The sequence below is a fragment of the Truepera radiovictrix DSM 17093 genome (assembly GCF_000092425.1).
Taxonomy (GTDB): domain Bacteria; phylum Deinococcota; class Deinococci; order Deinococcales; family Trueperaceae; genus Truepera; species Truepera radiovictrix.
The window spans coordinates 673,765-687,519 of record NC_014221.1 but is presented as its reverse complement, the minus strand read 5'-3'; the positions used below and the strand labels follow the sequence as shown (position 1 = coordinate 687,519).

Below are 13,755 nucleotides of genomic sequence, written 5' to 3'. Positions count from 1 at the left end.
CGGGTGAAAGCGGCGGTCTGTGGGGAGAGCGACGCGGGGACGGGCTCGAGCTGCTACTCGGCCAAGAGAGAACGCCGCGCTATAAGGCTCACAGTCTAGCACGCCGTGAGCCCCCAAACGTGGCTCGCGCACAGGTTGCGGGTAGCTCACGAACGGCGTGCTAGACGCACATTTTATGAGAAACCTAGAGGACCTCGGGCTCCCCGACGTTGTCAAAGAGCGGCAGGTGCCCGAGCGAGATCACGTCGTCGCGCTCCTCGCCCTCGGTAAACACCGCGAGCGTCGCGACGACCTGGGCGCCCACGTCGCCTAGAAGCTCCGAGAGCGCGCGCAGCGTGCCGCCGGTGCTAACCACGTCGTCGACGACCGCGACCCGCTTGCCCCGAAGTTTGGGGACGTCCGAGCCGTCGAGGAAGAGGTCCTGCGGTTTGCCCGTGGTGATCGACAGCACCGTCTTCTGCACGGCGTCGACCATGTAGGGTTTTTGGGTCTTGCGCGCGACGATGTAGGGCACGCCCGTGCGCACCGAGAGCGCGTGCGCTAAAGGGACCGCCTTGACCTCCGGGGTGACGAACACGTCAACCTCGGGAGCGCGTTTGGCGAGCTCCTCGGCGGCCGCTTCGGTGAGCGCGGTGTCCCCCAAGAGGTTCAGGAGCGCGACTGAAACGTCGCCGACGCTGATCACGGGCAGCTCGCGCGTTTGCGTACCGATGCGGATGGTGTAGGTCATGGTAGAGCCTCCTGGGGAGCGGGTGGGTAGCGGTCAGCAGTCAGTAGCCAGTAGTCAGAATACAGTAGCGGCACCCCCCTGGTTTTTGGCCCCTGACGTCTGGGACTCAAAACACCACCGTTTTGTTGCCGAAGATGAGCACGCGGTCCTCTAGGTGCGCGGCCACGGCGCGGGCCAAGACGGTGCGCTCGAGCTCGCGCCCGACCCCCACGAGGTCAGCCACGCTCTCGCGGTGCGAGACGCGGGCGACGTCCTGGGCGATGATGGGCCCTTCGTCGAGCTCATCGGTGACGTAGTGAGCGGTCGCACCGATAAGCTTCACGCCGCGCTCGTAGGCCTGCTTGTAGGGGTTGGCGCCGACGAACGCCGGCAAAAACGAGTGGTGAATGTTGATGATGCGGCCCCTGTAGCGGCTCACGACCTCCGGCGAGAGGATCTGCATGTAGCGCGCCAGCACGACCAGATCCACCCGGCCCTCGAGGAGCGCCAAGAGCTGCGCCTCCTGCTCCGCCTTGGTCTCCGGCGTCACCGGCAGGTGGTAAAAGGGGATGCCGAAGGCCTCGGTCGTCTCCCGCAACAGGTCGTGGTTGGAGATCACCAGCGGGATGTCGACGTCGAACTCGCCGCTCCGCACCCGCCAGAGGAGCTCCAATAGGCAGTGGTCGGTCTTGGAGACCAAAACCGCCATGCGTTTGCGCTGGTCCGCGTAGGCGACGCGCCAGCTCATCCCAAAAGGGCGCGCGACGACCTCCGCGAACGCGCGCTCGAACTGCGCTCGGGTCACGTCGAGGTCCTCTAGGTGGAAAACCATCCGCATAAAGAACTCGCCGCCTTTGGGGTCGGTCGAGTGCTGCTGCGCGTCTAAGATGTTCGCCCCGTGCGCGTAGAGAAACTGCGAGACGGCGGCGACGATGCCGGGGCGGTCGGGGCAGGAGATCAGGAGCCTAGCGGTGTTGGCGTCGGTCATGCTCCCCTAACGATACCCCCTGCGCGGACGACGGGCGCCAGGCGGCTGGGGCCTAGCGGGTGGGGTTAGGGGGTGGCGTACACTGCGACCATGACCCTCCAAGGCATCTTCCCCCCCCTCCCCACCCCCTTTACCGCCGCGGGCGAGCTCGACCTCGACGGGCTCCAAGGCCTGATCGCCGCGCTCGAGCCCCTTGTAGACGGTTTTCTCGTGCTGGGCAGCAACGGCGAGGCCGTCTATCTAACCGAGGCGGAACGGCGGCTGGTTTTGGAGGCGGCGCGCGCGGCGATCCCCACTACCAAGCCCATGCTCGCCGGTACGGGCGGCGAGGCGACCTGCACCGTGTTAAAGCGCAACTGTGTCGCGGCCGAGGTCGGCGCGGACGCGGTCCTCGTGCTGCCGCCGCACTACTACCTAGGTGCCATGAACGAGGTCGCCTTGCGGGCGCACTACCGGACGCTAGCGGACGAGAGCCCGCTCCCCGTGCTGCTCTACAACGTGCCCGCCAACACCACCCTGTCGCTCTCCCCTAACCTCGTGGGCGAGCTCGCGGGGCACGGCAACGTCGTCGGGCTCAAGGACTCGTCGGGTAACCTCGTCGCCCTCGGCGAGACCCTGCGCCGCGTCGGCCCGGAGTTCGCGGTCCTCACCGGCAACGCCCCGACGCTTTTGCCCGCCCTGAGCTTGGGAGCTTGGGGCGGCATTTTAGCCGTCGCCAACGTCGCACCGGCGCTCTACGCGGCGCTCCTGCGGCGCTTTAAAGCGGGCGACCTAGAGGGCGCGCGGGCGCTGCAGCTCGCACTCGACCCCCTGGCGCTCGCCGTGACGGTGCGCTTCGGCGTCGCAGGTCTTAAAGCGGCGCTGCGGCTCCAGGGGCTCCCGGCGGGCTACCCGAGGGCCCCGCTGCAGGACGTGAGCCGCGAGGTGCTACGGGAGCTAGAGGGCTTGCTCGAGGGGGTGCGGGCGCTAGCGGCGCCGTCAGCCTAGCGGCGCGCAAGTTTGTCCAAACAGGATACAAACGCCCCGGGGCGCTTCGCAGTAGAGTCGGACTATGCTGCCCCGTCTCCGCGCGCGCCTCCCGCTCCTCGGTACGGTCTGGCGCCTTTCGCTGCCCGTCATCGTGTCGAACCTGCTCATCAGCCTCGTCAACGTCGTCGATATCTTTATGGTCGGCCGCCTGGGGCCTTTGGAGATCGCCGCCGTCGGGATGGCGACGAGCGTGCGGATGCTCGTGCTCATCGGCATCATGTCGGTCACGGCGGGCTCGATCGCGCTGGCGGCGCAGGCGTACGGGGCGCGCGACGCGCGGGCGCTCTCGCACGTCGCGCGGCAGTCGCTCTCGCTCACCGTCTTGCTCGCGCTCCTTTTGAGCGTCGTCGGCTGGCTCCTCGCCGAACCCCTGCTGCGCATCCTCAACAGCGGCGGCGACCCGCAGGCGGCGGCTTTGGGCGCGGCGTACCTCCGCATCCTCTTCCTCGGCACCGTCCTCTTGGCCCTCAACCTGGTGATCAACAGCCTTATGCAGGGCGCGGGGGACACCGTGACGCCCCTATACATCACGGCGGGGGCGAACGTCCTTAACATCCTCTTCAACTACCTCTTTATGTTCGGCCCCGGGCCGCTGCCCGCCCTTGGCGTCGCGGGAGCGGCGGTCGGCACGCTCATCGCCCGCTTTATCGCCTCCGTCATCGGCCTCGTGATCCTCTACTCCGGCCGCAACCCCGTCCATATCCTGCCCGGCAGCTACCGCCCCGACTGGGGGATGTTCCGCGACATCCTGGCGATCGGCGTGCCCTCGGGGCTTCAGGGGGTCGCGCGTAACGGCGCGCAGGTGTTCCTGCTCGGCATCGTCACCTCGACGGCGGCGGGCACCTACGGCGCAGCAGCGCTCGCGATCGGGTTGCAGATCGAATCGCTCGCCTTTATGCCGGGGCTCGCCATCAGCGTCGCAGCGACCAGCCTCGTCGGTCAGGCGCTCGGCAGCTGGGATCCGGAGGAGGCCCGGCGACGCGGGGACACCGCCATCGTCTTAGGGGTCTTGGTGATGTCGCTCGCCGCCGTACCCATCTTCGCCCTAGCGCCCCAGATCCTGCACCTCTTCGACCCGAGCGCGCACCCGACGGTCATCGCGGCGGGGACGTCGTACCTGCGCATCAACGCCCTGTTTCTCCCCCTCCTAGCGGTCGCCATGGTCACCAACGGGACGCTGCGCGGTGCCGGCGACACGCGGCCCGGCCTGGTCGGTACGGTGATCGGCCGCTGCCTCATCGTGGTGCCGCTCGCGCACCTCTTGGCCCTGACCCTAGACTTCGGCGTCGTCGGCGTGTGGTGGGCGCTCTGCGTCGGCACCACCATCCAGGCGCTCTGGGTGGCGCTGCGCTGGCGCGGTACGCGTTGGCAGGGGGTGGCGCTGCGCAAGACCGCCCTCTACCGGCGGCACTTGGGTGGGCTTTCCGAGAGGGTGCAGCGGCGCTTTTTGCAGGAGGTGCGCACGCCGCTCATGGCCTGCCTCGGCGCGAGCGAAGCGGTCGAGGAGGCGGGCGTACGCTACACCCTCCCCGAGGGGCGCGGAGCAGCCTTTGTGCGGTTTCGCGAGGGCACCTTCGAGGTCGCCGAGGGGCGCGAACACCTCCCGCACCCGTCCAGCGCGGCGGCGCCCAAACGCCCCAAAGCGGCAGCCTACGCGCACGATTAAGCGCGTCCAGAAGGGCCTTTTTGTATCTTGCAGCGTTCGCTGACGTGTCGGCCGGCAGCCGCTCCAGTAACCCCTTACGTGCTACGCTAACCGGGTGGACTTAGACGGCGCCCTGCGCCCGCGTGCTCTTGCGGACTACGTCGGGCAGACCAAACTCAAAGAGAAGCTGGCGGTCTATTTGGAGGCGGCCAAGAGCCGCGGCGAGGCTCTCGACCACGTGCTCCTCTACGGCCCGCCGGGGCTCGGCAAAACGACCCTGGCGCACATCGTCGCCTACGAGCTCGGCGTCAATATCCGGGTCACCAGCGGCCCCGCGATTGAAAAACCGGGCGACTTGGCCGCGATCTTGACCAACTCGTTAGACGAGGGCGACGTCCTTTTCATCGACGAGATCCACCGCTTGGGCCGCGTCGCCGAGGAGCACCTCTACCCGGCGATGGAGGACTTCAAGGTCGACATCATCCTCGGCCAGGGCCCCGCGGCGCGCACCATCCGACTCGACCTGCCGCGCTTTACCCTGATCGGCGCGACGACGCGCTCGGGACTCATTACCGGCCCCATGCGCAGCCGCTTCGGCATCATCGAGCACCTCGAGTACTACACCGCCGCGGAGCTCGCCGCCGGCGTCACGCGCGACGCCCAACTCTTGGGTTTTCGCATCGATCACGACGCGGCGCTAGAGATCGGCCGGCGCGCGCGCGGCACCATGCGCATCGCCAAACGCCTCCTGCGCCGCGTGCGCGACTTCGCCGAGGTCGCCGGCGAACAGCAGGTGAGCTTGGCGCGCGCCCAGAGCGCTCTCAACGACCTCGGCATCGACGAACTGGGGCTCGAGGCCCGCGACCGCGTCATTCTGGAGACGCTCATCACCAAGTTCGCGGGCGGCCCGACGGGTCTGAACACCCTAGCGACCGCCGTCGGCGAGGACGGCAACACGCTCGAGGAGGTCTACGAGCCGTTTTTGATCCAAAACGGCCTCCTCAGCCGCACGCCGCGCGGGCGCGTCGCGACCGAGCGCGCGTACGCCCACCTGGGCTACCCCTACACCCCGCCGCCTCAACCCAGCCTCTTCGGCGCGGGTGAAGACGCGCCCCTCGCAGAGGACGTCGCCGAGAGCGCCGACTAGCGCTCCACGGCCCAACCTCGCCCTTCACCCTTACCCCGCTCGGCTTCTCCGGGCGGGGTTTTTCGGTGCGGCCCACCCCGTGGCGGGCGGCGAGACGGGGTCGAGCCCGTGCTGGGTAGCTCGCCATAAACCGTTGTACCTTCACGCGACACATCTCGCCGGGGCGCTCCTCACCCGTCCCCTTTACGCACCGTTTCGGTCACACGTTTGACGTGCCGTGCTGAAGCGCCCAAATGGGAGGTGCATAGCTTGCATGAGACGCGTGGGGTTGCTAGAATCCCGTATCAAACGACGGCAAGGCGCAGGGTCTACACGGCGGGCCCGCTACGAAGAAGGACGCTCAACCATGGTTGCGGTAGACGCTCGTCCGAGCGGTCGCTTTGACAAGTTTGTGACACGTTAGGGAAAGGTGAGAGATGAAACGACTTCTGCCAGTTGTGGGTTTGGGGCTGTGCGCGAGCCTGAGCGCGAGCGCCTTCGCGCAACAGAACGCGACCATCCGCTGGATGACCGGGAACACCGCGCAGTCGGTGCAGTTTGCCAACGAGGTAGCCCAGCGCTACATGGACGCCAACCCGCACACCATCGGCGGCGAGGAGTACAACGTCACCGTCGAGATCATCCAGGGGCCCGAGTCGGCGACCGACCGCTACGCTTTGTACCTGCAGTTCTTCCAGGCGCAGTCGGGCGAGGCAGACGTTTTGGAGATCGACGTCATCTGGCCCGGCGACCTCGCCGAGCACCTCGTCGACCTCTACGAGTACGAGGGCGCGCGTGAGGCTGCCGAAGAGCACTTCCCGGCGATCATCGAGAACAACACCGTCGATGGCCGTTTGGTGGGCATGCCCGCCTTTACCGACGCGGGGCTCCTGTACTACCGCTCGGACCTGCTGGAAGAGTACGGCTTCGACGGCCCCCCCGAAACCTGGGCCGAGCTCGAGGAGATGGCCCGCACCATCATGGAGGGTGAGCGCGCGGACAACCCCGACTTCACCGGCTTCGTCTGGCAGGGGGAAGCTTATGAGGGGCTGACCTGCAACGCGCTCGAGTGGATCGCCTCGTTTGGCGGCGGCACCATCGTCAGCCAAGAGGGGCAGATCGAGGTCTTTAACGACCAAGCCATCGCCGCGCTGGAAACGGCCGCCGGTTGGGTCGGCACCATCTCGCCGCAGGCGGTCACGGGCTTTCAAGAGGAGGACGCGAGGCGCATCTTCACCGCCGGCAACGCCGTGTTTATGCGCAACTGGCCGTACGCCTACTCGCTCCTCATCGACGCTGAAGGCCCTGTGACGACCGAGAACGTCGGCGTCACCACGCTGCCCGCCGGCGAAGAGGGCGGCACCCCCGCGGCTACCTTGGGCGGCTGGCAGATGGGCGTCTCGCGCTACAGCAGCAACATCGACGTCGCGGTCGACTTCGCGCTCTTCGCCACCTCCTACGAAGAGCAGCTCCAGCGCGCGCTGGTCGTCAACAACCTACCCACCATCGAAGCGATCTACGAAGACGAGCGGCTTCTCAACTCGCCGGTAGCGTGGTTTGCCGACCTGCTGCCGGTCTTCCAGTCGGCCGTCGCGCGCCCCTCGACGCCGACCGCGCCGCGCTACAACGAGGTTTCGCGCGCTTTCTTTACCGCCGTGCACGGCGTTTTGATGGGCACGACCGACGCCGAAACGGCGCTCGGCGAGCTTGAATTCACCCTCGAAGAGCTCACCGGCCTGCCGGTCGCCGGCGGCGCGCAGGACGTCGCCTCGAGGTAGACAGCAGCCGACAACCCGCTTTCAGGACGTCACAGGGGTTCGGGGGGCTCCCCCCAACCCCTGCAACCTTTCGTCAAGCCGGCGTAGCCGGCGCCTCACGTTTCAGGAGGAGGTCCTGCGGTGGCGCAAACGCAAGGCCAACCCGTCAAGGTCATCCGTCAGCGGAAAGAGGGCACCTCGGCGCTCGCCCGCGCCGAAGAACGCACCGCGCTGTGGCTCCTCGCGCCGACGTTTTTGACCCTTCTCGTGCTCGCCATCTACCCGCTCGGCCAGGTGTTCGTGCAGAGCTTTACCGACGCGCGCTTCGCCACGGCCGGTCACGAAACCTCGTTCGTCGGCTTTAGCAACTACCGCAACCTGCTCAGCATGACGATCCGCGAGCTGCCGCCGCGGATCGACGAGGAGACCGGACAACCCATCGTCCAAGACGGGGTCACGCAGTTTGAAAGCCCCTTTCGCATCCTGCCCCGCGAACCGGTGCGTTACGGCGCCGTCGGGCAGTTTGGCTTCGGCGGCAGGCGCTACGTTTTAGGTGCGACCAGCCCCGACTTTATCCGCGCGATCTGGGACACGCTGGTCGTCACCGTCATCGGGGTTTCGTTGCAGACGATCCTGGGCATGGTGATCGCGCTGACCGTGGCCACCAAGTTTCTCGGGCGCGGGGTGATGCGCGCGGCGATGCTCGTTCCCTGGGCGATCATCACGGTCGTCTCGGCGCGCATCTGGGAGTGGATGTTAGAGCCCGACCGCAAGGGGCTCTTTAACACCGTCTTTAGCTACCTGGGCCTCTCGGACGGGTTTACCAACTGGACGGGCAACCCCAGCTTGCAGCTCCCGAGCCTGATCGCCATGGAGGTGTGGAAGACAACGCCCTTTATGGCGCTTTTGCTCCTCGCCGGTCTGTCGACCATCTCGGGGGAGCTCTACGAGGCTGCCGAGATCGACGGCGCCAACAAGGTGCGGCAGTTTTTCTCCATCACCCTGCCCCTTTTGATGCCGACCCTCGCCGTCGCCCTCGTCTTTAGAACGCTCGATACGCTCCGCATCTTCGACGCCTTTCAGGTGATCTTCGGCGAAGGCCGTTTGTCGATGGCGAGCTTTGCCTACTTTCAGCTGATCGGCGCCCGTAACGTCGGGCTCTCGTCGGCCGCCTCGGTCATCATCTTCTTTTTGCTCTTTGGCTTCGCTTTTCTCTACATTCGCATCCTGAGGGTGGACACAGAATGAGCAAAGCTGCGCGCCAAACCATCGGTCGGATCTTTTTCTGGCTCCTGGTCATCATTATCTTCTTCTACCTGATGTTCCCCTTTTACTGGGCGACGGTCTCGGCCCTCAAAGCGGAGCCCGAGCTTATCCGCACCCCCGCGACGCTTTGGCCGCAAAACCCCACCCTGCAGAACTTTAGGGCGGTGTTTAACAACCAGGCGTTTTTGCGCGGCCTACTGAACAGCGCCATCGTCGCCGGGTCGACGACGCTCCTAAGCCTTCTAGTGGGCTCATTCGCGGGCTACGCGCTCGGCAAGCTGCGCTTTCGCGGCAAGGCGATCTCGCTCTATACGATCCTCGCGATGACCATGTTTCCGCAGATCGCCATCCTCGCGGGGTTGTACCAGGTCATCCGCTTTTTAAACATCCCGACCACGCTCTCGCTGATTCTCTCCTACCTGCTCTTCTCGCTCCCCTTTACGGCGTGGGTACTGACGGCGTTTTTCAAGGGGCTGCCGTCCTCCCTGCTCCAAGCTGCACAGGTCGACGGGGCCAACATGATGCAGACCTTTTGGCAGGTGCTGCTGCCGCTCACCGCGCCGGCGCTGGTCACCACCGGCTTGCTCGCCTTTATCGCTGCATGGAACGAGTACCTCTTCGCGCTGACCTTTACCGCGTTTAACCGCCCAGCGCAGACGGTACCCGTAGCGATCGCACAGTTTTCCGGTCAGATCGCCCGGCAGGAGCCGTTCGGCGAGATCATGGCGGCGGCAATCGTCGTCACCGTGCCGCTGATCGCGCTCGTGCTGATCTTTCAAGCGCGCATCGTCGATGGTCTCACCGCGGGGGCCGTCAAGGGGTAGGAGGCGCTACGCTTTCGGTCAAAAAGAGGTGCTTGTCCACCTCTTTTTTGTTGTTTTAGCGGCTGTTTTTTGAAACCCCTGCAAGACGCCCTAACGCTAAAGCGCTTTCCAACCGCCATCTGCAGGGATGATCGCACCGTTAATATGCCGCGACGCGTCTGAAGCCAAAAAGAGCGCTAGCTCGGCGATGTCGTTCGGCTCGAGCACAGCCGGGATGAGACCAGCGAAAGCCTGAGCGCGCGCTGCCCCGGCGGGATCGAGCTTTTCTTGCGGCATGCTCTCCCCGATATTGGTGCGCGTCGCCCCTGGGCAGATGGCGTTGCAGCGCACCCCTCGGGTCGCGTACATCCAGGCGGTGTTGCGCGTCAGGCCGACCAAGGCGTGTTTGGACGCGGTGTACGCGGCCCCCGCCGCCCCCCCACTGATGCCAGCTGTCGAGGCGACGTTGATGATCGAACCGCCACGCCCCAAGAGGTGCGGGAGGGCCGCGCGGCTCGTGTACATGGGGCCATCTAGGTTGATGCGCAACACCCGGCGCCACACCTCGTCGCTGAGTTCACCGACCCCCTGCATGTAGTCCATCACCCCAGCGTTGTTACAGAGCACGTCGAGGTGACCGAAGTGCGTCAGCGCCTCCGCGACGAGCGTTTCGGCGGTGGCGCGCTCGGCAATGTCCCCCTGAACGCTGACGACGCTGCCGCCTTCGCCCTCTATGGACGCAACAGCCGCCTCAAGCCGCTCGCCGTTCCAGTCCGTGGCGACGACCGCAGCGCCCTCTTGCGCAAAACGCTTGGCGATGGCGAGCCCCATCCCCGAGGCCGCGCCGGTAACGATAGCCACTTTGTCCTTTAGTCTCACGTCGTCTCCTTCCAAAACCCAACAACGCTCTGGCGGGCGTACGCGGCCACCTTCCCAAGCGGGCTAGACGGTGCCCTTCGGCGCGCGTGTCCCTACCGCGGCCTACTGTGCCCCGCCGACGACCCCCAAAATCTCCTCGAGCGCCTCGGGGTTCTCCATCACCTGCCGGTTGGGCACCTCGAGGCCATTTAAAAGCCGCGAGACGGCGATCTCCACCGTTTTACCGCTTCTAGTACGCGGCAGCTGCGACACCGCGAAGATGCGCTTGGGTACGTGGCGCGGGCTCGAGAGGCGGCGGATGGCCCCCTTGATCCGCTCTTTAAGCGCCTCGTCGAGCACGGCATCCGCTTGCAGCACGACAAACAGCCAGATCACCTCGTCGCCGTCCTCGCGCTTGCCGACCGCTAGGGCGTCGGCGACCTCGGGGACGGTCTCGAGCGGGCGATAAATTTCGGCTGTGCCGATGCGCACCCCGCCGGGGTTGAGGGTGGCGTCGCTGCGGCCGTAGACGACGATCCCCCCCTCCGGCGCCCAAGCGATGAGGTCGCCGTGCCGCCACACCCCTGGGTAGACGCTAAAGTAGGCGGCTTTGTAACGGCTGAAGTCGGGGTCCCCCCAGAAGGCGAGCGGCATCGAGGGGAGCGGTTTGCGGCACACGAGCTCGCCCGGCCCCACGGTCTCCTCGCCGCGCTCGTCGAAGATCGCCAGGTCGACCCCGAGCCCCGGCGCCTGGATCTGCCCGGCGTACACGGGCGCCGTCGGGTCCCCCCCCATAAAGCAGCTCACGATGTCCGTGCCGCCGGAGATGCTCGCCAGGTGCACGTCGCGCTTAAGCGCCTCGTAGACCCAGACGAAACCGGCGGGCGAGAGCGGCGACCCCGTCGAGAGCACGCAGCGCAGCGCCGGAAAGGCCGACGCGTCGCCGGGGCGCTCCCCGGCCGCTTTGCAGGCGTGGATAAAGCGCGCCGAGGTGCCAAAGTGCGTCACCTCGAGGCGGCTCGCCAGGCGCCAGAGCGCGCCGAGGTCGGGGTAGGTGGGCGAGCCGTCGTAGAGCACGAGCGTCGCCCCCTGCGCGAGCGCGGAGATCAACCAGTTCCACATCATCCAACCGCAGGTGGTGAAGTACATCACCCGGTCGCCCGCGCGGATGTCGCTGTGGAGGCGGTGTTCGCGGTGGTGCGCGAGGAGCGCGCCGCCCGCGCGGTGCACCATCGCCTTGGGGAGCCCCGTCGTCCCCGAGGAGTAGAGGATGTAGAGCGGATGGTCGAAGGGGAGTGGGGTGAATTGGGGCGCCGCCGCCTCGCCGAGCCAGCTCTCCCACGGGACCCAGCCCTCCAGCGCGCCCTCCCCGATGACGACGGCGACCTCGGGTGAGAGCCGCGCGCGCAACCCCGTCAGCATCTCCACCGTCGAAAAGGCCTTGCCGCCGTAGCGGTAACCGCTCACCCCGACGAGCAGCTTCGGCTCGATCTGCCCGAAGCGGTCGCCCGCCGCGCCCAGACCGAAGTCCGGCGAGCACGAGGAGAAGATCGCCCCGACGGCCGCGCAGCCTAGGAGCAGCACGACCGCCTCGGGCATGTTGCATAGCACCCCCGCTACGCGGTCGCCGGGGCCGACGCCGCTGCGCCGCAAGGCCGCCGCGCAGCGCGCAACCGCGCGGCGCAGCTCCGCGTAACTCAGGGTGCGCTCGCCGCCCGTCTCATCGGTGGCGATCAGCGCGGGTTGCGCGGGGTCGGTCAGCGCAGGGGGAAAGAGGAGCGCCTCGGCGTAGTTGAGCGTCGCCCCCTCGAACCAGCGGGTGTAGGGCATCGGGTCGGAGCTCATCACGGCGCCTGTGGGCGGCGTTAATGGCAACGCCGCGTCGGCGGCGTAAAACGCCCAGAAGGCTGCGGGGTCGGCGACCGTCCAGGCGTGCAGAGCGCGGTAGTCGGGTAGCGCGCGACCGAGGTGCGCCTCGGCGGCGCGGCGGAAGCGGGTGAGCTCGGCGCGTTCAACGCGTTCGGGGGAGGGGGTCCACAGCGGTTCCACGGTCTCTCCTTCGGCGGCGCACCCACACCTTGCGGGGGCCCGTGACCACCGCAGGTACCCACCGGGGTGTGGGGACGGGTTAGGGGTCGCCTGCGCGCGCCCGCTCGTCTTCCAAGCTCGGGGCGCAGCGACCTACGGCTTCAGCTCGAGGGTTACGGGTTGCGCGTCGGCACAAGCTCATCTTACGCGAGCGCGCGCCCCCCGAGAGCGCTGGCACGGGCGCGCAAAGAACACCGCCCGGCAGGACCGCTTGCGCCCGCGCGCACGCCAAAGGGTAGACTACAGCGATGGCGCGGACGAAACGGCACTGGCGCGGGCCGCTTAAAGAGCTGCGGCGGGCGGTGAGCTACCAGAAAGATGCGCCGCTGCGCATGCCGCTCTCCAAGCGTTTCGAGATGTTCCGGCGCGGCTTCCGGAGCGCCTCGTACGCCCTTTACAGTTTTGATCACAACGACCCCGACGACTACCTCCCCGACAGCGCGTTTCGCGAGGCGACGCTGATCAACGGCCCCTTCTGCCGCCGCATCCTGCACGACAAGCTGCTCTTCTGGCGGGTGTTCGGCGACGCCTTTGAGGGCACCTTCGAGATGCCCCGGGTCGTCGCGCTCATCGAACGCGGGCAGCTCTTCCCCCTACCGGGCGGCCCCGCTGAGCTGCGCAGCGTAGGTGCGCTGCTCGAGTTTTGCCGCCGAGGCACCGGCGTCGTCCTCAAACCGACCGACGGCTGGCAGGGTCAGGGGATCGCCAGCCTGACGGTAGCGGACGGCACCCCCTACCTCAACGGGCAACCCGTGAGCCCCGAGACGGTCGCTACGCACGTCGCAGGGCGCGACCGCACCCTGGTCACGGAGCGCGTGGTGCAGACGGGCTACGCGGCGGCGATCTTTCCGGAAGCGGCCAACAGCATCCGCGTCACCACCATGCAGGACCCGGACGACGGCCATCGGCCCTTCGTCGCCGTCGCCGTACACCGCTTCGGCTCCAACACGACGCGGCCCACCGACAACGTCTCGCGCGGCGGGCTAATGGCCCCTATCGACCTCCAGACGGGCGAGCTAGGGTTAGCGGTCAAGTTCCCACGCGAGACGGGCGGCGAGCTCTTCTGGTGCTCGCACCACCCCGACACGGCCGCCCCCATCAAGGGGGTCAAGGTCCCCGGTTGGGGGACGCTCCAAGACCAGCTGCTCGAGGTCGCCGCGCGCTTCCCCTTTTTGCGCTACGTCGGTTGGGACGTGCTCATCTCCGGGGGTACATGGTGGATCCTCGAGGCCAACCACAACCCCTCCCCCGCCGTGCAGATGTTCCACCCCTACCTCAAAGACCCCAAGGTGCGGCGCTTTTTTGCGCATTATGGGGTGGTTTGACAGCCAACGCAAAGCCAAGGGACCGAGCGTGCCGCCTTGACACCCCCATACTTTTTGGTCATACTGCAACCTAGTCCGCGTCCACGGGGGCCCCTGTGCTGCAGGTAGGGTCACAAAGCAGGAGCCTACGCCTCTCTTGTGGCGTAGCCTCGCTCGAGCAA

The 13,755-nt window shown here is 67.0% G+C and carries 11 protein-coding genes; 7 read left to right on the top strand and 4 right to left on the bottom strand.

Annotated elements, in window-relative coordinates:
* Positions 1-184: 184 nt before the first annotated feature.
* Together TRAD_RS03140 and purU are read right to left on the bottom strand one after the other, a co-directional pair.
* Positions 185-730 carry a phosphoribosyltransferase family protein gene (locus TRAD_RS03140; protein WP_013177135.1) on the bottom strand — a complete coding sequence of 182 codons (546 nt, stop codon included), beginning with the start codon at positions 728-730 and terminating at the stop codon, positions 185-187.
* Positions 731-836: 106 nt separating this feature from the next.
* Positions 837-1,697 carry a formyltetrahydrofolate deformylase gene (gene purU, locus TRAD_RS03135; protein ID WP_013177134.1) on the bottom strand — a complete coding sequence of 287 codons (861 nt, stop codon included), beginning with the start codon at positions 1,695-1,697 and terminating at the stop codon, positions 837-839.
* 90 nt (positions 1,698-1,787) lie between these two features.
* Here purU and TRAD_RS03130 point away from each other — a divergent pair, with 90 nt between their 5' ends.
* The 6 genes from TRAD_RS03130 to TRAD_RS03105 all read left to right on the top strand — a co-directional run bounded on the left by TRAD_RS03130 (position 1,788) and on the right by TRAD_RS03105 (position 9,344).
* The gene (locus TRAD_RS03130) at positions 1,788-2,684 is read left to right on the top strand and encodes a dihydrodipicolinate synthase family protein (RefSeq protein ID WP_041947114.1); all 897 of its coding nucleotides are present in this window, start codon (positions 1,788-1,790) and stop codon (positions 2,682-2,684) included.
* A gap of 64 nt (positions 2,685-2,748) precedes the next feature.
* Positions 2,749-4,392, top strand: coding sequence for an MATE family efflux transporter (locus tag TRAD_RS03125; protein ID WP_013177132.1), 1,644 nt, complete (start codon positions 2,749-2,751; stop codon positions 4,390-4,392).
* A gap of 94 nt (positions 4,393-4,486) precedes the next feature.
* Entirely contained in the window at positions 4,487-5,518 is a 1,032-nt protein-coding gene (gene ruvB / locus TRAD_RS03120; protein WP_013177131.1) for a Holliday junction branch migration DNA helicase RuvB, read from the top strand.
* Positions 5,519-5,934: 416 nt separating this feature from the next.
* On the top strand, positions 5,935-7,275 hold the full coding sequence (locus TRAD_RS03115; protein WP_013177130.1) for an ABC transporter substrate-binding protein: 1,341 nt from the start codon (positions 5,935-5,937) through the stop codon (positions 7,273-7,275).
* Between the two features lie 120 nt (positions 7,276-7,395).
* Positions 7,396-8,502, top strand: a complete 1,107-nt coding sequence (locus tag TRAD_RS03110) for a carbohydrate ABC transporter permease (RefSeq protein ID WP_013177129.1) — start codon at positions 7,396-7,398, stop codon at positions 8,500-8,502.
* Positions 8,499-9,344 carry a carbohydrate ABC transporter permease gene (locus TRAD_RS03105; RefSeq protein WP_013177128.1) on the top strand — a complete coding sequence of 282 codons (846 nt, stop codon included), beginning with the start codon at positions 8,499-8,501 and terminating at the stop codon, positions 9,342-9,344. The genes TRAD_RS03110 and TRAD_RS03105 overlap by 4 nt, the downstream gene beginning before the upstream one ends.
* A gap of 96 nt (positions 9,345-9,440) precedes the next feature.
* On the opposite strand, the gene TRAD_RS03100 is transcribed toward TRAD_RS03105, so the two are convergent.
* Positions 9,441-10,202, bottom strand: a complete 762-nt coding sequence (locus TRAD_RS03100) for an SDR family NAD(P)-dependent oxidoreductase (RefSeq protein ID WP_013177127.1) — start codon at positions 10,200-10,202, stop codon at positions 9,441-9,443.
* A gap of 102 nt (positions 10,203-10,304) precedes the next feature.
* Complete coding sequence (locus TRAD_RS03095) at positions 10,305-12,230, bottom strand: acetoacetate--CoA ligase (protein WP_013177126.1); 1,926 nt, start codon at positions 12,228-12,230, stop codon at positions 10,305-10,307.
* Between the two features lie 287 nt (positions 12,231-12,517).
* Here TRAD_RS03095 and TRAD_RS15015 point away from each other — a divergent pair, with 287 nt between their 5' ends.
* On the top strand, positions 12,518-13,594 hold the full coding sequence (locus TRAD_RS15015) for a sugar-transfer associated ATP-grasp domain-containing protein (protein WP_013177125.1): 1,077 nt from the start codon (positions 12,518-12,520) through the stop codon (positions 13,592-13,594).
* The last annotated feature ends 161 nt before the right edge of the window (positions 13,595-13,755 follow it).

Bases quoted from the DNA above. Each gene is read 5' to 3' on its own strand.
- TRAD_RS03140 (WP_013177135.1), bottom strand. From the start codon at position 730: ATGACCTACACCATCCGCATCGGTACGCAAACGCGCGAGCTGCCCGTG.
- TRAD_RS03130 (WP_041947114.1), top strand. From the start codon at position 1,788: ATGACCCTCCAAGGCATCTTCCCCCCCCTCCCCACCCCCTTTACCGCC.
- TRAD_RS15015 (WP_013177125.1), top strand. From the start codon at position 12,518: ATGGCGCGGACGAAACGGCACTGGCGCGGGCCGCTTAAAGAGCTGCGG.
- TRAD_RS03105 (WP_013177128.1), top strand. From the start codon at position 8,499: ATGAGCAAAGCTGCGCGCCAAACCATCGGTCGGATCTTTTTCTGGCTC.
- TRAD_RS03115 (WP_013177130.1), top strand. From the start codon at position 5,935: ATGAAACGACTTCTGCCAGTTGTGGGTTTGGGGCTGTGCGCGAGCCTG.
- purU (WP_013177134.1), bottom strand. From the start codon at position 1,697: ATGACCGACGCCAACACCGCTAGGCTCCTGATCTCCTGCCCCGACCGC.
- TRAD_RS03125 (WP_013177132.1), top strand. From the start codon at position 2,749: ATGCTGCCCCGTCTCCGCGCGCGCCTCCCGCTCCTCGGTACGGTCTGG.